This is a genomic window from Ruegeria sp. CJ2 (assembly GCF_056536745.1).
On sequence record NZ_JBQFQF010000006.1, the window covers coordinates 241,326 to 261,580 of the forward strand.

Annotated in this window: 19 protein-coding genes; 17 read left to right on the forward strand and 2 right to left on the reverse strand. The window is 59.7% G+C overall.

Features of this window, described 5'->3' with window-relative positions:
* Positions 1–95: 95 nt before the first annotated feature.
* Entirely contained in the window at positions 96–470 is a 375-nt protein-coding gene (locus ACR0MS_RS11235) for a glycine zipper family protein (protein WP_254428667.1), read from the forward strand.
* Here ACR0MS_RS11235 and ACR0MS_RS11240 read toward each other — a convergent pair.
* Positions 467–1,645 carry a BaiN/RdsA family NAD(P)/FAD-dependent oxidoreductase gene (locus ACR0MS_RS11240; protein ID WP_480572693.1) on the reverse strand — a complete coding sequence of 393 codons (1,179 nt, stop codon included), beginning with the start codon at positions 1,643–1,645 and terminating at the stop codon, positions 467–469. The genes ACR0MS_RS11235 and ACR0MS_RS11240 overlap by 4 nt on opposite strands.
* Positions 1,646–1,783: 138 nt before the next feature.
* On the opposite strand from ACR0MS_RS11240, the gene ACR0MS_RS11245 reads away from it, so the two are divergent.
* From ACR0MS_RS11245 to ACR0MS_RS11320, 16 genes are all read left to right on the forward strand, one after another.
* Positions 1,784–2,182: a rhodanese-like domain-containing protein gene (locus ACR0MS_RS11245; protein ID WP_480572103.1), complete on the forward strand. Its 399-nt coding sequence runs from the start codon at positions 1,784–1,786 to the stop codon at positions 2,180–2,182.
* A 173-nt stretch (positions 2,183–2,355) separates the two neighbouring features.
* The gene (gene ftsW / locus ACR0MS_RS11250; RefSeq protein WP_170384375.1) at positions 2,356–3,519 is read left to right on the forward strand and encodes a putative lipid II flippase FtsW; all 1,164 of its coding nucleotides are present in this window, start codon (positions 2,356–2,358) and stop codon (positions 3,517–3,519) included.
* Entirely contained in the window at positions 3,519–4,616 is a 1,098-nt protein-coding gene (locus ACR0MS_RS11255) for a UDP-N-acetylglucosamine--N-acetylmuramyl-(pentapeptide) pyrophosphoryl-undecaprenol N-acetylglucosamine transferase (protein WP_480572100.1), read from the forward strand. Before ftsW ends, ACR0MS_RS11255 begins: the two co-directional genes overlap by 1 nt.
* A complete protein-coding gene (gene murC, locus ACR0MS_RS11260; RefSeq protein ID WP_480572097.1) occupies positions 4,613–6,022 on the forward strand; it encodes a UDP-N-acetylmuramate--L-alanine ligase in 1,410 nt (469 codons plus the stop codon). Before ACR0MS_RS11255 ends, murC begins: the two co-directional genes overlap by 4 nt.
* Before the next feature lie 74 nt (positions 6,023–6,096).
* Positions 6,097–6,345 carry a DUF2484 family protein gene (locus ACR0MS_RS11265; RefSeq protein ID WP_480572093.1) on the forward strand — a complete coding sequence of 83 codons (249 nt, stop codon included), beginning with the start codon at positions 6,097–6,099 and terminating at the stop codon, positions 6,343–6,345.
* Positions 6,342–6,596, forward strand: coding sequence for a DUF2484 family protein (locus ACR0MS_RS11270; protein ID WP_480572090.1), 255 nt, complete (start codon positions 6,342–6,344; stop codon positions 6,594–6,596). The genes ACR0MS_RS11265 and ACR0MS_RS11270 overlap by 4 nt, the downstream gene beginning before the upstream one ends.
* A gap of 45 nt (positions 6,597–6,641) precedes the next feature.
* Complete coding sequence (gene murB, locus ACR0MS_RS11275; protein ID WP_480572087.1) at positions 6,642–7,568, forward strand: UDP-N-acetylmuramate dehydrogenase; 927 nt, start codon at positions 6,642–6,644, stop codon at positions 7,566–7,568.
* Positions 7,569–7,669: 101 nt separating this feature from the next.
* The gene (locus ACR0MS_RS11280; protein ID WP_480572084.1) at positions 7,670–8,593 is read left to right on the forward strand and encodes a D-alanine--D-alanine ligase; all 924 of its coding nucleotides are present in this window, start codon (positions 7,670–7,672) and stop codon (positions 8,591–8,593) included.
* Positions 8,581–9,582 (forward strand): cell division protein FtsQ/DivIB, encoded by a 1,002-nt coding sequence (locus ACR0MS_RS11285; protein ID WP_480572081.1) that lies wholly within the window; start codon positions 8,581–8,583, stop codon positions 9,580–9,582. The genes ACR0MS_RS11280 and ACR0MS_RS11285 overlap by 13 nt, the downstream gene beginning before the upstream one ends.
* A gap of 8 nt (positions 9,583–9,590) precedes the next feature.
* Positions 9,591–10,925, forward strand: coding sequence for a cell division protein FtsA (ftsA, locus tag ACR0MS_RS11290; protein WP_480572691.1), 1,335 nt, complete (start codon positions 9,591–9,593; stop codon positions 10,923–10,925).
* Complete coding sequence (locus ACR0MS_RS11295; protein ID WP_480572078.1) at positions 10,912–11,325, forward strand: hypothetical protein; 414 nt, start codon at positions 10,912–10,914, stop codon at positions 11,323–11,325. The genes ftsA and ACR0MS_RS11295 overlap by 14 nt, the downstream gene beginning before the upstream one ends.
* Positions 11,326–11,672: 347 nt before the next feature.
* Positions 11,673–13,292, forward strand: a complete 1,620-nt coding sequence (gene ftsZ, locus ACR0MS_RS11300; protein WP_480572075.1) for a cell division protein FtsZ — start codon at positions 11,673–11,675, stop codon at positions 13,290–13,292.
* Positions 13,293–13,505: 213 nt separating this feature from the next.
* Entirely contained in the window at positions 13,506–14,426 is a 921-nt protein-coding gene (gene lpxC, locus ACR0MS_RS11305) for a UDP-3-O-acyl-N-acetylglucosamine deacetylase (RefSeq protein ID WP_480572072.1), read from the forward strand.
* Between the two features lie 127 nt (positions 14,427–14,553).
* Entirely contained in the window at positions 14,554–15,396 is an 843-nt protein-coding gene (locus tag ACR0MS_RS11310; protein ID WP_171210427.1) for an outer membrane protein assembly factor BamD, read from the forward strand.
* A 35-nt stretch (positions 15,397–15,431) separates the two neighbouring features.
* On the forward strand, positions 15,432–17,081 hold the full coding sequence (recN, locus tag ACR0MS_RS11315; protein WP_480572069.1) for a DNA repair protein RecN: 1,650 nt from the start codon (positions 15,432–15,434) through the stop codon (positions 17,079–17,081).
* A gap of 80 nt (positions 17,082–17,161) precedes the next feature.
* A complete protein-coding gene (locus tag ACR0MS_RS11320) occupies positions 17,162–18,847 on the forward strand; it encodes a chloride channel protein (RefSeq protein ID WP_480572066.1) in 1,686 nt (561 codons plus the stop codon).
* Here ACR0MS_RS11320 and ACR0MS_RS11325 read toward each other — a convergent pair.
* Positions 18,844–20,211 carry a DUF3179 domain-containing protein gene (locus ACR0MS_RS11325; protein WP_480572063.1) on the reverse strand — a complete coding sequence of 456 codons (1,368 nt, stop codon included), beginning with the start codon at positions 20,209–20,211 and terminating at the stop codon, positions 18,844–18,846. The genes ACR0MS_RS11320 and ACR0MS_RS11325 overlap by 4 nt on opposite strands.
* Between the last annotated feature and the right edge of the window lie 44 nt (positions 20,212–20,255).

The following is a 20,255-nucleotide window of genomic DNA, read 5'->3' on the forward strand; positions in this document are numbered from 1 at the left end:
TAGACCGCCGGTTGAGCGAAGCTGAATTGCTATCAGCTTGACGCGCCAAGATTATTGGTTTTGCCTGCCTTCAAATTCAACGTGAGGTTATGATTATGCCATACCGTAAATTCTCTTTGATCCTGCCCGCTATTCTGGTGGTTGGAGCCTGCTCCAATGTCGGTGCCAACTACCAGCCGGTCGTCGATGGACCGGTTGGGCCAAACTACAACGCGGATCTGGCCCAGTGTCAGGCGCTTGCACGGTCTCAGCCAACGGTGGATAGCCGGACTGCTGGCGCTGCTGCCATTGGCGCGGCGGGTGCTGCCGGGACCAAGGCGATCATTGACGACAGCGCCAGCGATCTGGGTCGTGCCGCCGTTGCGGGTGCGCTGGTAGGCGCGGGTGCGAGCGCGATCAACAATACCCAAAATCAGGAAGTGATCGTGCGTAACTGTATGCGCGGACGTGGGTACAACGTCGTAGGTTAACGGCCTGCGATTGCAGTTCCGGCGGCGTGGCCCGATGACCACGCCCATTGGAAGTTGTATCCGCCCAGCCACCCTGTGACATCCACCGCTTCGCCAATCGCGTAGAGGCCGGGGACATCCCTGGCCTCCATCGTTTTGGACGACAGATCATCGGTGTCGATGCCGCCCAGCGTGACCTCGGCGGTGCGGTAGCCTTCGGTACCGGATGGGGTCAGTTGCCAGTTTGACAGGGCTGCGACCAGTTCACTTAAAGCGGCATCAGATTGATCGGCCAGGTTGCCTTGCATGGGGATGAAGCCGCTGAGGTATTCCACTAGACGGCCGGGCAGGTGCCGGGCCAGTTCGGTGGTCAAAGCCTTGCGCCCTCCGGCCTGCCGCTGATCGCGCAGCGCATCAAACAACGCCAGATCAGGAATAAGATTGACGCTGATGTCCTCACCCTCGCGCCAGTACGAGGACAGTTGCAAGACTGACGGCCCGCTGAGGCCGCGATGGGTGAATAGCAGCGCTTCGTCAAAGCTGTTACGCGCGTTTGACAGGCGCGATGGCAGGGATACGCCCGAGAGTTCCTTGAATTTTGCGTCCGAGAACGTAAAGGGCACCAGTGCCGCCCGGGTCTCGGTCATGCGCAAGCCGAATTGTCGCGCGATGTCATAGGCCAGCCCCGTCGCGCCCATTTTGGGGATCGACTTGCCGCCGGTCGCCAGCACCAAATTGGCGCAGGTCAGGGAAACGCGCTGTCCCTCGCGATCGACGTCGAGGGCGAACCCGCTTTCCGTCTTGTGAAGGTCCCGCAACTCGGTCCGGACCCACAAGTCGGCCCCCGCATTCGCCATTTCATCCAGCAACATCTGGATGATCTGTTTTGAGGAGCCGTCACAGAACAACTGCCCCAGCGTTTTCTCGTGCCAAGCAATCTTGTGCCGCCCGACCAGATCGACGAAATCCCACTGGGTGTACCGCGCCAGTGCGGATTTGCAGAAATGCGGGTTCTGCGACAGGAAGTTGCCGGGCCCGGCATACATGTTCGTAAAGTTGCAGCGCCCGCCGCCCGAGATACGGATTTTCTCACCCGTTGCCTTCGCGTGGTCGATCACCAACACGCGCCCACCGCAATGGGCGGCGCACATCATACCGGCTGCGCCGGCACCAAGGATGATCGTGTCAAAGTCCATGTGCTGCGCATGGCGCGGATTATCGACGATGGCAAGAGGGCTTGGCACGCGCCACGTTTGTCGTCACGCTTTCTTTGATGCTATGAGCTGTCAGGTATTCTCTGCACCGGCGCATGACGTATTCAGGAAAGGTCCAATATGCCTCAGACAATAACAAAGGGAATCAAGGTACTGCTGGACGAAGCGAATGCGGTTGTTTCGTCGGTTTCGGTTGAGCAGGCACAGGCCATGATAGAAAGCGACGATTACGTTCTGATCGACCTGCGCGACTTTCGTGAATTAAAGCGGTCTGGCAAATTACCCGGTGCATTCTCATGCCCCAGAGGGATGCTCGAGTTCTGGATTGACCCTGAAAGCCCGTATCACAAGGACATCTTTGATCAGGACAAGACATACGTTTTCTATTGCGCCAGCGCGTGGCGGTCGGCGCTCAGCGCTAAAACTGCGATGGAGATGGGCCTAAAACCGGTCGTTCATATCGAAGGCGGGTTTACCGCCTGGGCCAAGTCCGGCGCGCCGGTTGAAGACGTTGAGTAGTCAGATTTAGGCCAGCTTTGTTCTGCAAACCCCCGTCCCGGCGGGACTTTGCTGACGACGCGCTGTTTTTGCTCAAACCCCTCATTTTACTGGCCCAGACGCAAAAATCGGGATAGACTCTCAATCAGATCCCGAAAACGGGACGTTAACGAGGCAGAGAGTGGCGGTATCTCATGACTGAGATGGTGTATGGCGCGGTCCAGGACCAGCGCGGCGAACCGATTCTACCAAAGTGGTGGCGCACGATTGACCGCTGGACGATGTCCTGCGTTCTGATCCTGTTTGTCATCGGCTTGTTGCTGGGGTTGGCGTCCTCGCCGCCGCTGGCCGGTCGCAACGGGTTCGATCCTTTTCATTATGTTGAACGGCAGGCTTTGTTCGGTGGCTTGGCTCTGATTGCGATGCTGCTGACCTCGATGATGTCGCCGACTTTGGTGCGGCGACTGGCGGTGCTGGGTTTTCTGGGCGCGTTTGTGGCGCTGGCTTTCCTGCCTGTCTTCGGGACCGACTTCGGCAAGGGCGCGGTGCGTTGGTACTCGCTGGGCTTTGCCTCACTGCAACCGTCCGAGTTTCTGAAGCCCGGCTTTATCGTTGTCGCTGCATGGCTGCTGGCCGCGTCGCAAGAGATCAACGGCCCTCCGGGGCGATTGTGGTCCTTTGCGCTGTGCATGGCGATTGTGGCGATGCTGGTGCTGCAACCGGATTTCGGGCAGGCCTGCCTGATCCTGTTTGGCTGGGGCGTGATGTATTTCGTCGCGGGCGCACCGATGTTGCTGCTGGTTGGCATGGCGGGTGCTGTCGTTCTGGGCGGGATGTTTGCCTATTCGAATTCCGAACACTTTGCCCGCCGCATCGACGGTTTCCTGAACCAAGAGGTCGATCCGACCACCCAGCTAGGCTATGCCACCAACGCCATCCGCGAGGGCGGACTGTTCGGTGTGGGTGTGGGTGAGGGGCAGGTGAAATGGTCCTTGCCCGACGCGCATACGGATTTCATCATCGCTGTGGCGGCCGAGGAATACGGGCTGATCCTCGTGTTGATCATCATCGCGCTGTATTCCCTGATCGTCGTGCGCTCGCTGCTGCGGTTGATGCGCGAGCGTGACATGTTCATCCGTCTGGCCGGAACCGGGTTGGCCTGCATGTTCGGCGTTCAGGCCATGATCAACATGGGCGTGGCCGTGCGTCTGCTGCCCGCTAAAGGCATGACATTGCCCTTCGTCAGCTACGGAGGTTCCTCGCTGATCGCGGGTGGTATTGCAGTCGGCATGTTGCTGGCCTTTACCCGAACCCGGCCACAGGGCGAGCTTGGCGACATTCTGCGCGGACGAGGTTGATGACAGCACCCTATCTTCTGATTGCGGCTGGCGGTACCGGGGGTCACATGTTCCCGGCGCAGGCGCTGGCCGAGGCGATGCTGCACAAAGGCTGGCGTGTCCGTCTGTCAACCGACGCGCGCGGTGCGCGTTATACCGGCGGATTTCCCCATTCGACCGAGATAGTCGAGGCATCCTCGGCCACTTTCGCGAGGGGTGGTTTGGCTGCCAAGGCGATGGTGGGGCCAAAGATCGCGGGCGGCGTGACCAGCATGGCAATGCAGATGATGCGCGACCGGCCTGACGTGGTTGTCGGCTTTGGGGGATACCCCTCAATCCCTGCGCTGGGGGCGGCGACATTGCTGAATATCCCGCGCATGATCCACGAACAGAACGGTGTGTTGGGCCGTGTGAACCTGTTATTCGCCAAGCGGGTTGCGCAGGTGGCCTGCGGTGTCTGGCCCACCGACCTGCCAGACGGCGCGCAGGGCGTCCACACCGGCAACCCGGTCCGCGCCGCCGTGTTGGAGCGTGCGGCGTCTGGGTACATCCCCCCCGGCGACTATCCGATGTCCGTCCTTGTAATGGGTGGCTCGCAGGGGGCACGTATCCTCAGCGACGTTGTGCCCGGCGCGATTGCGGCATTGCCCGAAAATCTGCGCGCCCATATCCGGGTGTCTCATCAGGCGCGGGATGAGGACGGTGAACGCGTCACCGCGTTTTATGCCGACAACGGAATTCGTGCCGAAGTCCTGCCATTCTTCGATGACGTCCCGCGACGCATGTCCGACGCGCAGCTTGTCATCAGCCGCTCGGGTGCCTCCAGCGTCGCCGATATCTCGGTGATCGGGCGACCCTCGATCCTGATCCCCTTCGCCGCCGCTGCCGGAGATCATCAAACCGCCAATGCGCGTGGGCTGGTGCAGGCAGGTGGTGCGATCATGATCCCGGAAAACCTGCTTGACGTTCCCGCGCTGACCGAGCAAATCACCGCAGTTCTGACAAACCCCGAAGCCGCGCAAAAGATGGCCCACGCCGCCCTCTCGACTGGCGCACCGGATGCGACCGAGCGTCTGGTACACCTCGTCGAACAGTTGGCGCAGAAGGAGACCACATGAATCCAGCAACCAAACTGCCGCAAGACGTAGGGTCGATCCACTTTGTCGGGATCGGCGGGATTGGGATGTCCGGGATCGCAGAAGTTCTGCTGAACCTTGGCTACAGGGTGCAGGGCTCGGACCTGAAAGCGTCCAAGATCACCGACCGTCTGGCCGGTTTGGGGGCCGAGATTTTCGTAGGCCAGCGGGCCGAAAACCTTGAAAACGCAGCCGTTGTTGTGGTGTCTACCGCGATCAAGGCGGGGAACCCTGAATTGGACGGAGCCCGTGCGCAGGGTCTGCCGGTGGTGCGCCGCGCCGACATGCTGGCCGAGCTGATGCGCCTGAAGTCGAACATTGCCATCGCCGGAACCCACGGCAAAACCACTACGACCACAATGATGGCTGAACTCATGGTGGCGGGCGATTTCGACCCCACCGTGATCAATGGTGGGATCATTCACGCCTATGGCAGCAACGCGCGGATGGGGCAGGGCGAATGGATGGTGGTCGAGGCCGACGAATCGGACGGCTCGTTCAACCGTCTGCCCGCGACCATTGCCATCGTCACCAATATCGACCCCGAGCATATGGAACATTGGGGCGATTTCGATAAACTCCGCGACGGGTTCTTTGAGTTCGTCTCGAACCTTCCCTTCTATGGCCTCGCGGTGTGTTGCACGGATCATGCCGAGGTGCAGACGCTGGTCGGCCGTATCACCGACCGCCGCGTGCGCACATATGGGTTCAATGCGCAGGCCGATGTGCGGGCGGTGAACCTGACCTATAAGGGCGGCGTCGCGCATTTCGATGTCCACCTGCAATATGAAGACACGGTGATCGAAGGCTGCACGCTGCCGATGCCGGGCGACCATAATGTCTCGAACGCGTTGAGCGCAGTGGCCGTCGCTCGTCATCTGGGTATGAAAACCGCGGAAATCCGCGAGGCGCTGGCCAATTTCGGCGGAGTCAATCGTCGGTTCACCAAGGTGGGAGAGGTCGACGGTGTCACCATCATCGACGATTACGGCCACCACCCGGTTGAAATCGCAGCCGTGCTGAAGGCCGCGCGCCAGGCTTCCGAAGGCCGCGTGATCGCGGTGCATCAGCCGCACCGCTATTCGCGCCTGTCGAACCTGTTTGACGATTTCTGCACCTGTTTCAATGACGCCGACGTGGTCGCCATTGCCGAAATCTTTGCCGCCGGAGAAGACCCGATCGAGGGGGCTTCGCGCGATGATCTGGTGCAAGGGCTGATCCGTCACGGCCACCGCCATGCCCGCTCGCTGTTGGATGAGAACGATCTTGAACGTCTGGTCCGAGAACAGGCCCGCCCCGGTGACATGGTCGTCTGCCTTGGCGCCGGTACGATCAGTGCATGGGCGAATGGTCTGCCCGAGCGTTTGCTGCGAAAGCAGGCTGGATAAGACAATGGACTCTGCCGACGCACAACCTTAAAGAGCGTGGTCGGATTCGCCATAAAGCGTCCTTGGAGGGGCGAATGGTTTATTCAGTGGTATTTGCAGGATTGTGGGTGGTGGCCTCGACCGTCGTGGCCATGCTGCCGATGCGTCTGCAATTTCCACCCGGCGTTGTTCTGTTCGTGGCCGCACCTGCACTGATCGTCTGGTTGGGCCATGACTTCGGCTGGTTCTTTTCGGTACTGGCTTTCGCAGCTTTTGCGTCAATGTTTCGCAATCCCATCCGCCACTATTGGCGACGCTGGACGGGGCAGGAGGTTGACGAGTGAACCTGTCTCTTGCCCTTGCTTTCGTGTGGGGGATCGCTGCGAATGTGCTGGCGATGATCCCAAGCAAAGATAACCACTGGACCAGGGCTTATGTTTTGATCGCAGTCGGTATCCCGATCCTCGGTTACGTCACTTTGCAAAATGGCCCTTGGATCGGTTTGGTCGTTCTGGCGGCGGGAATGTCCGTGTTGCGCTGGCCGGTAATTTATCTGGGGCGCTGGGTGCGTAAGATACTCGGCGCGACACCCTGACCAATACGGCTTGCGTTGCAGGTTCAAATCCGCGAATTAGCAGCCATGACAGCTCTTCCCACGCCCCGCGGCAAACTCTCTGAAAACCGACCTTTGAACGATCTCACTTGGCTGCGCGTCGGCGGGCCGGCGGACTATCTGTTTCAGCCAGCCGATTTGGAGGACCTGAAGGATTTCCTGCGGGGGCTTCCTGCGGACATGGCGGTTTTTCCGATGGGTGTCGGCTCTAACCTCATTGTGCGCGACGGAGGGCTGAGGGCAGTTGTGATCCGACTGGGGCGCGGGTTCAACGGGATTTCGGTCGAAGGCAACCGCGTAACGGCAGGGGCTGCGGCGCTGGATGCGCATGTGGCGCGCAAGGCGGCGGATGCCGGTGTGGACCTGACCTTCCTGCGCACCATTCCCGGATCCATCGGTGGTGCTGTGCGTATGAACGCCGGGTGCTATGGCACCTACACAGCGGATGTTTTGCGCGAGGCGACCATTGTGACGCGTCAGGGTGATGTTGTGGATCTGAGCCCGGGCGAGCTGAATTTCAGCTACCGCCAGTCGGACCTGCCCGAAGGTGCGGTGCTGATCTCGGCGACGTTTGAGGGGCCTTCTGCTGATCCGCAGGTCTTGCATGATCGCATGGCCGCGCAACTGAAGAAACGCGACGAAACCCAGCCCACCAAGGATCGCAGCGCGGGGTCCACTTTTCGCAATCCGGCTGGATTTTCCTCAACCGGTCGTGCCGATGATGTACATGATCTGAAGGCGTGGAAGGTGATTGACGATGCAGGAATGCGCGGCGCGACCAAGGGTGGCGCGCAGATGAGCCCCAAGCATTCGAATTTCATGATCAATACTGGCACCGCAACCGCCGCCGACCTCGAAGGTCTGGGCGAAGAGGTGCGAAAAAAGGTTTACGAAACAAGCGGCATCACGCTAGAGTGGGAAATCATGCGGGTCGGTGATCCGCAGACAGATTAAGACCCCAACCGTCAGACCAAAACAGGCAAATTCAGGCGACGGATCAAGGGTATAAACGTATACGGACCACCAGATAAGGTCCGGGGACATTGAGGCGCTAAGTGGGTAAGTCGAGCAGGACACACCCCAAAGTGGCGGTATTGATGGGCGGCCCCTCGGCAGAACGCGAGGTGTCACTCAGCAGCGGGCGCGAATGCGCAGCCGCCCTCAGGGGAGAAGGCTTTGAAGTGGTCGAGCTGGACGCGGGTCCCGACCTTTACGCGCGCCTTTTGGACATCAAGCCAGATGTTGTTTTTAACGCTTTGCATGGTCGCTGGGGCGAGGATGGATGTGTGCAGGGCCTGCTGGAATGGATGCGAATTCCCTACACGCATTCCGGCGTGCTGGCTTCGGCTTTGGCCATGGACAAACAGCGCAGCAAAGAGATTTACCAGACCGAGGGTCTGCCCATCGTACCCAGCGTGATCGTGCCCAAGGTCGAGGTTGTCGAAGTTCACGTGATGGAGCCGCCCTACGTGGCCAAGCCCAATAACGAAGGGTCCAGCGTTGGGATCTACATCGTCCACGAAGGTTCCAACGGCCCGCCGCAGCTGTCGGATGATATGCCCGAGCATGTCATGGTCGAAAAATACGTGGCCGGGCGTGAATTGACGGTGACCGTGGTGGGGGATCGCGCCCTTACCGTGACCGAAATCATGACGGATGGCGGCTGGTACGATTATGACGCCAAGTACAAGCCGGGGGGATCTTGGCACGTACTGCCCGCGGACATTCCGCAGGACATCTTCCAGCTTTGTATGGATTACGCGGTAAAGGCCCATAACGCTCTGGGTTGCAAGGGCGTAAGCCGTACCGACTATCGCTGGGATGACAGCATGGGTGCGGACGGGTTGTTCCTGCTTGAGACCAACACGCAACCGGGCATGACGCCAACGTCGTTGGTGCCGGAACAGGCAGAACATTGCGGTATGACATTCGGACAGCTTTGCGCCTGGATGGTGGAGGACGCCTCATGCGACCGTTAAGAGCCACCCGCGCACCTGTCATTCACCGATCAAAACCGTTGTCGGGGCCGGACGCTGATTTCGCGTCGGGCGATCACCACGACGTTGAGCCGAAACTGCGCTTGCAGGGCGCAAAGCTGTTTGGCCGCAAATCCCGGCGCTTTGACCCTGCGCCCTCGCGCCTCAGCTACCGGATGCAGCGCTGGATGCTGACGCCGGGCGTCCGGCGGGGCCTGAAGGTTGGACTGCCGATTTTTGCGATCTGCGCGGTCGTCGGCCTCTATTTCAGCGCGGCAGAGCGGCGCGACGCGTTGGTAGCTTATGCCAACGATATCAAGACCTCTATCCAGCAACGTCCGGAATTCATGGTCAATCTGATGGCGATCGACGGGGCAGGCCCCGGTCTGGCGGATGATATCCGGGCGGTAGTGCCGCTGGATTTCCCGATCAGTTCCTGGGATCTGGACGCAGATCAGATCCGCGACACGATCACGGGGCTGGACCCTGTCAAATCAGCGACCGTGCGCGTGCGTCCGGGGGGAATCCTGCAGGTCGACGTTGTTGAACGTCAGCCTGTTGTTGTCTGGCGGACGCGTGGCGGTATCGAGCTGCTGGATGACACTGGCGCGCATGTCGAACGAATTGCCTCGCGCAAAGACCACTCGGGTCTGCCGCTGATTGCGGGTAAGGGCGCCGACGCGCATGTGCCAGAAGCCTTGGAGTTGCTGGCGACGGCGCGCAGCCTTGGCAACCGGGTGCGCGGGCTTGTGCGTATAGGCGAACGGCGCTGGGATCTGGTGTTGGACCGCGGTCAGCGCATCATGCTGCCAACCGAACGCCCCGTCCGGGCACTGGAACGTGTGCTGGCGGTAAATGAGGTTCAGGACCTCTTGGAACGCGACGTGGCCGTTGTTGATATGCGTCTGGGGCAGCGACCAACCATTCGAATGACCAAAGCTGCCAGCGAAGACTGGTGGAATACAAAAGTAGATGTAAGTAGCGGGCAGTAACGATTATGATGACCGACCTTTATCAGTCTCAACGGGCCATGCGGCAAATGCGCAGACAGGCGATGCAGCGCGGTGTGGTTGCCATTCTGGATGTCGGCAGCTCAAAGATTGCCTGCCTTGTGCTTCGGTTTGATGGCGCCGGTCGCCTGAACGAAGACAGCGGGATCGGATCGTTGGCCGGTCAGTCCGGGTTCCGTGTGATCGGTGCAGCAACGACCCGGTCGCGTGGCGTGCAGTTCGGTGAAGTCACGGCCATGCAAGAGACCGAGCGCGCCATTCGGACGGCTCTGCAAACCGCGCAAAAGATGGCAGATATCCGTGTGGATCACGTGATCGCATGTTTCTCGGGGGCCAATCCCCGGTCTTACGGGCTGGACGCTCAGGTCGATCTGGAAGGGCAGGTCGTGACCGAGGCCGAGGTTGGCCGCGTTCTGAATGCCTGCGATGTTCCAGATTACGGTGCGGGGCGGGAAGTACTGCATGCGCAGCCGGTGAACTTTGCCTTGGACAACCGCTCTGGCCTGATCGACCCTCGTGGTCAAATGGGGCAATCGCTGGCCGTCGACATGCACATGCTTACGGTCGATGCTGCGGCGATCCAGAACATCGTGCGCTGTATCAAGCGGTGTGATCTGGAACTCGCCGGGATCGCGAATTCGGCTTACGTGTCAGGTGTTTCCGCGCTGGTCGAGGACGAGCAGGAGCTGGGCGCGGCCTGTATCGACATGGGCGGTGGTACGACCAGCGTGTCGATTTTCATGAAGAAACACATGATCTATGCCGATTGCGTTCGCATGGGTGGTGATCACGTGACCTCGGATATCTCGATGGGGTTGGGTGTTCCCGCGCATGTGGCCGAACGTATCAAAACCTTCAATGGTGGGGTTCATGCGACCGGTGCAGATGACCGTGACCTGATCGACATCGGTGGCGATACTGGCGACTGGGAACACGATCGCCGGACCGTAAGCCGGGCCGAATTGATCGGGATCATGCGTCCCCGTGTGGAGGAAATCCTTGAAGAAGTGCGCATTCGTCTGGATGCTGCGGGGTTCGAACACATGCCCAGCCAGCAGATCGTGCTTACGGGTGGTGGAAGTCAGATCATGGGCCTCGATGGGCTTGCAACCCGTGTTCTGGGTCAGCGCGTCCGCTTGGGCCGCCCCCTTCGTGTTCACGGATTGCCGCAATCGGCAACCGGGCCGGGGTTTTCCTCGGCGGTGGGTCTCAGCCTGTTTGCGGCGCATCCGCAGGATGAATGGTGGGACTTTGAAATCCCGGTTGATACCTATGCGGCGCGCCCCTTCAAGCGTGCGGTGCGCTGGTTCCGTGACAATTGGTAGGATACTTGTTGCGGCGCTTGTCGCCGCGATTCCCTTTACTGCATCAGCCCAGACTCGCATCACGCCCGAGGCGTTTCTAAGCGCGGTCGAGGGCAAGACCGTCAAGTTCCACGACTACCCAAGTGGCGATCTGGTGGGGACCGAAGAATTCCTCAGCCCGACTCTCTCGGTTTGGCGAATGGAGGGCAGGGGTTGTGTCTATGGTCAGATTACAACTCCAGACGGGCAGGTCTGCTTTCTTTACGATGATGACATCGACGGTATCCCGGTTTGCTGGTGGCCCTTTCTTCATGAGGACCAGTTGATGGTTCGGCTGGCCACATTCGCTTACACTGAAATCCAGGAAGTTCGTGATATTTCCGAGGACGGTCTAAACTGCCCAAGTACCCCAATTAGCTAAAGAAATGTGTTGCGGACGCCGTTGAAATCCCGCAAAATATCCACAAGGCCCGTCAGAGGCCCCGCGGCAGGACCCGAGCAGTTTTCCGCACTCAGAAGAAGATAAATTTTCAGGTGACGCGCCCGTCAATTGCGGTGTGCGAGTCGCATTTTTTGTGGTGCTTTGAGTTCATTCCGCAACATCTGGCAATCAATGCGAAATACGGCGGTGATCCGCCTTATTTCCTCCATATTTTGTGGATTCTGGCGATTTTTGGCGTGACCTTTGCCGTTTCGGTCGGTAGGATTGTTTATGGATAGGTAAGAAAAACACCGCTTTGGCGGATCATATAAACAGGCGGACAGAGCATGACATTGAATCTTTCGATGCCCGGGCACGACGAACTGAAGCCTCGGATTACTGTATTTGGCGTTGGTGGCGCGGGCGGTAACGCTGTCAATAACATGATTGAAAAACAGTTGGATGGCGTGGATTTTGTCGTCGCCAATACCGACGCACAGGCGCTGCAGCAAAGCCATTCCTCGGCTCGGGTGCAGTTGGGCGTCAAAGTGACTGAAGGTTTGGGCGCGGGTGCGCGGCCAACCGTTGGCGCAGCCGCTGCCGAAGAAAGCATCGAACAGATCGTCGATCACCTGGCAGGCGCGCATATGTGCTTCATCACCGCCGGTATGGGCGGTGGAACCGGTACGGGCGCTGCGCCGATCATCGCGCAGGCAGCCCGTGAACTGGGTGTGCTGACCGTGGGTGTTGTCACCAAACCCTTCCAGTTCGAGGGCGCCAAGCGGATGCGTCAGGCCGAAGACGGTGTTGAGGCGCTGCAAAAGGTCGTCGACACGCTGATCATCATCCCGAACCAGAACCTGTTCCGTCTGGCCAATGAAAAGACCACGTTCACCGAAGCATTCTCGATGGCCGATGATGTTCTGTATCAGGGCGTGAAAGGCGTGACCGACCTGATGGTGCGTCCGGGCCTGATCAACCTCGACTTTGCTGATGTTCGCGCCGTGATGGACGAGATGGGCAAGGCGATGATGGGGACGGGCGAGGCCACCGGCGAAGATCGCGCAGTTCAGGCGGCGGAGAAAGCAATCGCCAACCCGCTGCTGGACGAGATCAGCCTCAAGGGTGCCAAGGGCGTGTTGATCAACATCACCGGTTCGCACGACCTGACCCTGTTCGAACTGGACGAAGCCGCAAACCGCATCCGCGAGGAAGTGGACCCAGAGGCGAACATCATCGTTGGTTCGACCCTGGATACCGCGATGGAAGGCGGCATGCGCGTTTCGGTTGTGGCCACCGGCATCGACGCCAGTGAAAAGCACGATGACGTCCCCGTTGCCCGTCGTTCGATGTCAGCCCCACTGACACGCACTGTTTCGGCAGAAGAGCCGATGCAGGAAGAGACCCCCGTTGCAGCGGAAGAGGCCGCACCTGCACCTCAGCCCGAAGTGAATCGCGAACCTTCCTTGTTCGAAACGGCTGAGGAACCTGCCGAGCCGCAGTTCCAGCCGCGTGCTGAACAAGACGATGATGGCCTGCCCCCTCCGGCCTATCAGCCGCAGGTCGCTGATTTCGAACCGACCCCCGAGCCGGTTGAACCTGCTCCGGAAAACTATGTCGCACCTCAGCCTCAACCAGCGGCGGGTACCCCGTCGCCCGAGGCCCTGCAGCGCCTGCAAGCCGCGGTTCAGAATGTCCCTGCATCCGAGCGTGGCCACCCAGCGCCGCGTCCGGCACCGCAGCCCGCGCCACAGCCAGCGGCCCATGCTGAAGCTGATCGTCCCCGTTTCGGGTTCAACCGTTTGATTGACCGGATGACCGGTCACGCGGCCGATACGCCGGCGCAACCACAGCGCCAACAGCCGGTTATGCGCCAATCTGACGCTACGGCACCAGCACAGGATGAGGCAGACCCTGAGCAGGATCGCATCGAAATTCCGGCGTTTCTGCGCCGTCAAGCGAACTGATCGCGGTAACAATATACGTTAAAGGGGTCGCCGCTTGGCGGCCCTTTTTCATTTAAAAGCATAGCGTTAAGTGACTGTAAGCAGTCTTTTGCCGATCTGTTACATACATGTTTCATTCAGTTACAAAGAGTGAGTTGAGCCTTTTGCCCGCGTTCCTTAACTGAATGTCCAACACGGCCGGGATGGGCCGGACACCACTCACCGAGGTTCATTTTGCAACATACGCTCAAAACTCCGATCACGTTTACAGGCGTCGGGCTGCACAGCGGCAAGCCAGCGACGATGGTCCTGAAGCCAGCGGCTGCGGGTCATGGCATCTGGTTCAAGCGATCGGATATCGAACTGGGCAACGCATTGATCCCGGCGATCTATGATGTGGTGGAGCGCACCCCGCTTTGCACCCGTCTGGTGAACGACGCGGGTGTGTCGGTGTCGACGATCGAACATATCGTGGCAGCCTTGGCAGGATGCGGTGTTCACAACGCGCTGATCGAGATTGACGGCCCGGAAGTTCCGATCATGGATGGATCCTCGATTGATTTCGTGCGCGGCATCATGGCCAAGGGTGTGCGTCGGCAGGCGAGCCCTGTTCTGGCATACGAAGTGCTCAAGCCCGTAACGGCGACCCGTGAAGGCGCAAGCGCGTCAATCGCGCCCGCCGATGGCCTGATCATCGACTTCCACATAGATTTCGAAGACGCAGCAATTGGCAGCCAGACCAAGACGCTGGATATGCGTAACGGATCCTTTGCGCGTGAGCTGAGCGATTGCCGGACGTTCTGCCGCCGCACAGACGTCGAAGAAATGCGCGAGAACGGCCTTGCGCTTGGCGGAACGCTGGAAAACGCGGTGGTTGTTCAGGGGGACGAAGTGTTGACCCCCGGCGGTTTCCGCCATGCCGATGAAGCTGTGCGTCACAAGATGCTGGACGCGCTGGGTGACCTCTATCTGGCCGGTGGGCCGATTCTGGGTCATTTCACAGGTGACAAGTCAGGTCATGCGATGACGAACACATTGCTGCGCAAGCTGTTCGAAACGCCGGGTGCCGTGCGTCCGATCCTTTGCACGCCCGAACAGGCCGCGCGCCTGCCGGGGCAAGGCCTTGTCTGGGACGAAATCCCCGAAGTCGCCTGATTGGATCAACTCTGTCGACAATTGCGCCAGAGGGCTTACTAAGGCGTTTTGCCCCGCAATTATATGTGCTAAACCAAGGCCAAATCCGGGGTTTGCCCCAATAATCAAGACGACAAGGATAGGCGGAATGGTTGGCACCAAAGCGGCAGTCAGATTCGCAGCGGCGATTCTTCTGGCAGCAGTTTTGACGGCTTGCGGCAGACAAGGCGCAGACCGCGATCAGAACCTGGAAGGGTTCACTCCGGAACAGATTTTCACGCGTGGTGAATACGAGCTGTCGCAGAATCGTTCGGATGATGCGGCGTGGTACTTTTCGGAAGTCGAACGTCTGTATCCCTATTCCGATTGGGCCAAACGCGCGCTGATCATGCAGGCGTTCTCGTACCATTCGGACAAGAATTATGAAGAAAGCCGCGCAGCGGCGCAGCGGTATATCGACTTTTACCCCACGGACGAAGATGCGGCCTATGCGCAGTACCTGCTGGCGCTGAGCTATTATGACCAGATTGACGAGGTCGGGCGGGATCAGGGTCTGACATTTCAGGCGCTTCAGTCCTTGCGCACGGTCATCGAAGTTTACCCCGATAGTGAGTATGCAACGTCGGCAGTGCTGAAATTCGATCTGGCTTTTGACCATCTGGCCGGAAAAGAAATGGAGATTGGCCGCTATTACCTGCGCCAAGATCACTATTCCGCAGCCATCAACCGGTTCCGTGTCGTGGTTGAGGACTTCCAGACCACGTCGCACACCGCCGAAGCCCTGTATCGTTTGATTGAAGCCTATCTGTCGCTGGGTCTGGTGGACGAAGCGCAGTCGGCCGGTGCGATCTTGGGATACAACTATCAGTCGTCCGAGTGGTACGACGCGGGTTACAAGCTGTTGACCTCGCGTGGGCTGGACCTGAAGAGCCGAGGAAACAATTGGCTCAGCCAGATCTATCGCCAGACGATCAAGGGTGAGTGGTTGTAATCGCCATGACCAAAGGCGTGGGACGCTAAGACCCGATGCTGCGCGCCCTCGATATCCGCGACATGCTGATCATCGACCGGTTGGAACTGACGTTCCAGCCGGGTTTGAACGCGTTGACCGGCGAGACGGGGGCGGGCAAGTCGATCCTTCTGGATTCCCTTGGCTTCGTTCTGGGCTGGCGCGGACGGGCCGAACTGGTGCGCCAGGGCGCTGCGCAGGGCGAGGTTGTGGCCGAGTTCGAGATATCCCCGGACCATCCGGCCAATGCGATCTTGGCGGAGGCTGGTTTGCCTGCCGGAGAGGAGTTGATCCTGCGCCGCGTAAACACGGCCGAAGGGCGCAAGACAGCCTGGGTCAACGACCGGCGCTGTTCGGGCGAGGTGCTGCGGGCGCTGTCTGAGACACTGGTGGAATTGCATGGCCAGCACGATGATCGCGGATTGTTGAATCCGCGCGGTCACAGGGCCATGCTGGACAGCTATGCGGGGGCAGATCAACAGCTTGCAGCCGTTCGCGCCGCGTGGTCCGAGATGTCGCGCGCCCGCAAAACTCTTACCCAGACTGAGACCGCTTTGGCAGCAATGCGCGCCGAAGAAGAGTTTCTGCGCCATTCGGTGGCTGAACTTGATCAGTTGGACCCGCAACCGGGCGAAGATGCAGAACTGGATGCCCGCCGTCGTTTGATGCAGGGCGCCGAGCGTACCCGTGACGATGTCGCCCGCGCTTTTGATCTGCTGGGCGGGGACGGCGCAGAGGGTGCGATGTCCGACGCGGTGCGTTGGTTGGAAGGCGTATCCGACAATGCGGGTGGGCAGCTAGAGGAACCGATTGCCGCGTTGGGCCGTGCCCTGATTGAATTGGGTGAGGCGCAGGACGGCGTCAGCGCCTGCCTTCAGGCGTTGGAGTTCAACCCGGCAGAGTTGGAACTGACCGAAGAGCGTCTGTTTGCTATTCGCGCGCTGGCCCGAAAACATGACGTTGCCCCGGATGATCTGAGTGGCTTTGCCGAGACTTTGCGCGACCGTTTGAACCGGCTGGAAACAGGGGATGCAGATCTGGCCGATCAGCGCGCTGCGGTTGCGGCCGCGCAGGAAAGTTATGACGCGGCTGCTGCGACCTTGAGTGCTACACGACAACAGGCCGCGGCCGAGTTGGATGCAGCGGTTATGGCAGAACTCGCGCCGTTGAAAATGGAACGCGCGGTGTTCCGGACCGAAGTGACCCCAGGCGAGCCTGGCCCCGAAGGTGTTGACGCGGTTGCGTTCACGGTTGCCACCAACCCCGGCGCTCCGTCCGGCCCGTTGAACAAGATCGCGTCCGGTGGGGAACTCAGCCGGTTTCTGCTGGCGCTCAAAGTGTGTTTGACCGGTGAAGACAGCGCCCGCACCATGATCTTTGACGAGATTGATCGGGGTGTGGGCGGTGCCACGGCGGATGCTGTTGGCCGTCGACTTGCGTCCTTGGCCCATGGTGGACAGGTTCTTGTGGTGACGCACTCACCTCAGGTTGCCGCCCGAGCTGCACATCACTGGCGGGTGCAGAAACATGTCACGGATGGGCAGACGCTTTCGACGGTAATCCCGCTGGCTGATCCGGACAGGGTAGACGAAATTGCCCGCATGGTTGCTGGCGATACCATAACTGACGAAGCACGCGCCGCCGCCCGTGCCCTGTTGGACGCATAGCCGCTCACACCCGCGCGATCTGGCTTTTAACTGTGCCGCCCGTGGCTTAGTAAGGCATAAGTATTGATCCCCGAGGGCACATGACCCAGTCGACCCGCACCGTTTTGCGCAACCAGCTCAATCAGGCTCTGGCCGCGATGAAGGATGCATGGCGTGTGATGCGGCGTCGGGGCCCCAGCCAAATACAGTTCTGGTTCATTGCCTTGGCCATCGGGATCGCGGCTGGCTTCATGGCGTTGGGCTTTCGCAAGGCAATTCGTGCGCTTCAGGCCTATGTCTACGACACCGAAGACATCCTGCTGCTGCACAGCCATGCGGAAAAGCTGCCGTGGTTCGTGATCCTGATCACGCCCATCATTGGCGGTCTGGTGGTCGGCCTCATCCTGCACAGGTTCACCGATGACGGGCGCGTTCGTTCCGTCGCCGATGTGATCGAAGGCGCAGCGCTGACTGATGGCCGGGTGGAACGCAAGGCAGGGGTCGCATCGTTTTTTGCATCCCTGATTACTTTGAGTACAGGTGGGTCATCGGGTCGGGAAGGCCCGGTGGTGCATATGGCGGGCGTTATCTCGACATGGGTCAGCGACCGTATCAACGCCGACGGCATCACCGGGCGCGACCTGTTGGGATGTGCGGTGGCGGCTGCGGTATCGGCCAGCTTCAACTCTCCGATCGCGGGCGCGCTCTTCGCGCTCGAGGTTGTCTTGCGGCACTTTGCGGTTCATGCATTTGCGCCGATCGTCATCGCTTCGGTGGCGGGCACGGTGATCAACAGGCTGGAATATGGCGACGTCACCGAGTTCGTATTGGATACACCCGGTTCGCTGCAATTCTATGTCGAACTACCCGCCTTTCTGATCCTTGGCCTGATTTGCGGGCTGGTTTCCCTGCTGTTGATGCGGTCGATCTTTTTTGCAGAGGATATTGGCAGCCACATTCAGGCCCGATTGTCCCTGCCGCGCTGGTTGCGGCCAGCGGTATCGGGCGCGATGCTGGGGCTTCTGGCGATCTGGTTCCCGCATATCATCGGCGTGGGCTACGAAACCACGGTCCGCGCCTTGACCGGAGATTTGGTGCTGTCCGCCGCCATCGTCTTTGCTGTGGTCAAAACAATTGCGCTGGCCATCACGATGGGGGGCCGGATGGGGGGCGGAGTTTTCTCTCCTTCGTTGATGATTGGCGCATTGACCGGGTTGGCGTTCGGCCTGATCGCAACAGGGTTGCTGCCGGATGTATCGGGTACACATACCCTCTATGCTTTTGCTGGTATGGGGGCCGTTGCTGCCGCGGTACTGGGCGCGCCAATATCGACAACGATGATCGTCTTTGAACTGACCGGAGACTGGCAGATCGGCTTGGCCGTTATGGTTTCAGTGTCCATGTCCACCGCGCTGGCTTCGCGCCTTGTCGACAGATCGTTCTTCCTGACACAACTGGAACGCCGCGATGTCCATCTGGCCGCTGGCCCGCAAGCCTATCTGTTGGCGATGCTTCGTGCCGGATCAGTGATGCGCCCCATCGGTGATCCACGGTCAATCACCAAGGAGGAAGCGCAGGAGCTGATCGAGCAGGGCCTGTGCGTTCAGGCCAGTGCCACGTTAGAGGCCGCAATGCCGTATTTCGACCGGGTGGACATCCCGTGCATTCCGGTCGTCTTGGTGGATGAAGACGGCTGCGAAGAACCCGTTGGCGCCCTGTATCATATTGATGCGCTCAAAGCCTATAATCGGGCTTTGGCGGCGACGGCGGCCGAGGAACATTCTTAACCGGGATACACAGTCGCGGCGTCCCCCAGATAGTTATCCCACGCAAACCAGTACGAGATATGCCCCGCAACACGCGGCAATTGTGTGCCATCAGGTCCGATCAAGGCCTCTTCGGTCATTGTCCATTTCCGGCCCGCCTGATCGACCAAGCCGCCGTCAGATGCCGTGAACCGGTTTGACTTCCTCTCATAGGCCCGGATTGCGCGCTTGTCCGGATTTCCGACCAAAACCAGCGCTTTGTTGTTAATTGCGTCATTGATCACGCGGGTCTTGCTGAACGCGTTCAGAGGCCACGCCCGTGCCGCGCCGAATTGACGGATGGCGAACACATAATCTTTCTGCTGATGGCTGGATTGATCGACCAGCGCGGGGAACATCAGCTCGGACGATGCGAAATAATCGCGATAGACCACGCCTGATCCATAGTTTCGCCGGTGCCCAGTTTTTACGGACAGAACCTTGGTGTCGGGGTGCGATGTTTTCCAGCTTTGCCATGTGGTGATCACAACCGGGCGCTGCTTAAGCTCAATCCCGCTGTTGACCAGCGGGCCGACAACCGGTTTGCCGGTATATTGGTTCCATAACGAATGCGTCTCGCGGTCGAACATCAGCTTGTTCGAGCGGTACAGGAAACCGGACGAGCCAAAGACCAGAGGCGCGCGTCGACCCGCCACTTGCGTTTCAAACAGAATTCCCGAACCGCACAGCGTGCAATAGGCCAATGCGACTGGGACGCCGCCAATGACCTCATTGAACATTTCGTGCCAGCCCATGATCCGCAGCGGGTAGGCGCGCTGGTCCCCGTTGATCGAGACGCCAAAAACCAGATCATCGTCTTTCAGGTAGTCCGCCCGAGACACTGGCACAAGCGTGGGGTTGTCCAGAGAGGGGATTCCATCCTTACGAACGCCGCCCCATGCGATTTCTTCCAGCCGGATTTTCATCTTCTTGGGCTGCAAGTATTCGGGGCGCAGAAAGTCGTCGAAATTGGGGTCGATCCCCAATAGCACCTCGCGCTTGAACGGAATCAGCGATGGGTGCGGGGTCAGTTGCGGGTTGTTTTCCTGCCAGAGCATCCAGTCGAACCAATCGGTTCCAATCGTCTCGCCCGTAAGATCGCGCATCACGCCCGAGATCTCACTGCTGCGCTGCCGCCCATAGCGCATCGCGGTCAGAAGGGCAGGGACGACATCCGGGTTTCCACGCTCAACCAGATAGGTCATGCCCTCTGCGAACTCGGAATTGCTGCCGTAAAGCGTGGACCGCACGGCCTGCAAAACCGGATCGGACTGCGCCCACAACGCTGTCGGCAGGGCAAGCCCAGCCCCAAATGTTCCGACGAAACTGCGGCGGGTGATCGACATGGTTTTCTCCGATGATGTGCTTCGCCATTTTGCCTGCAAATCGG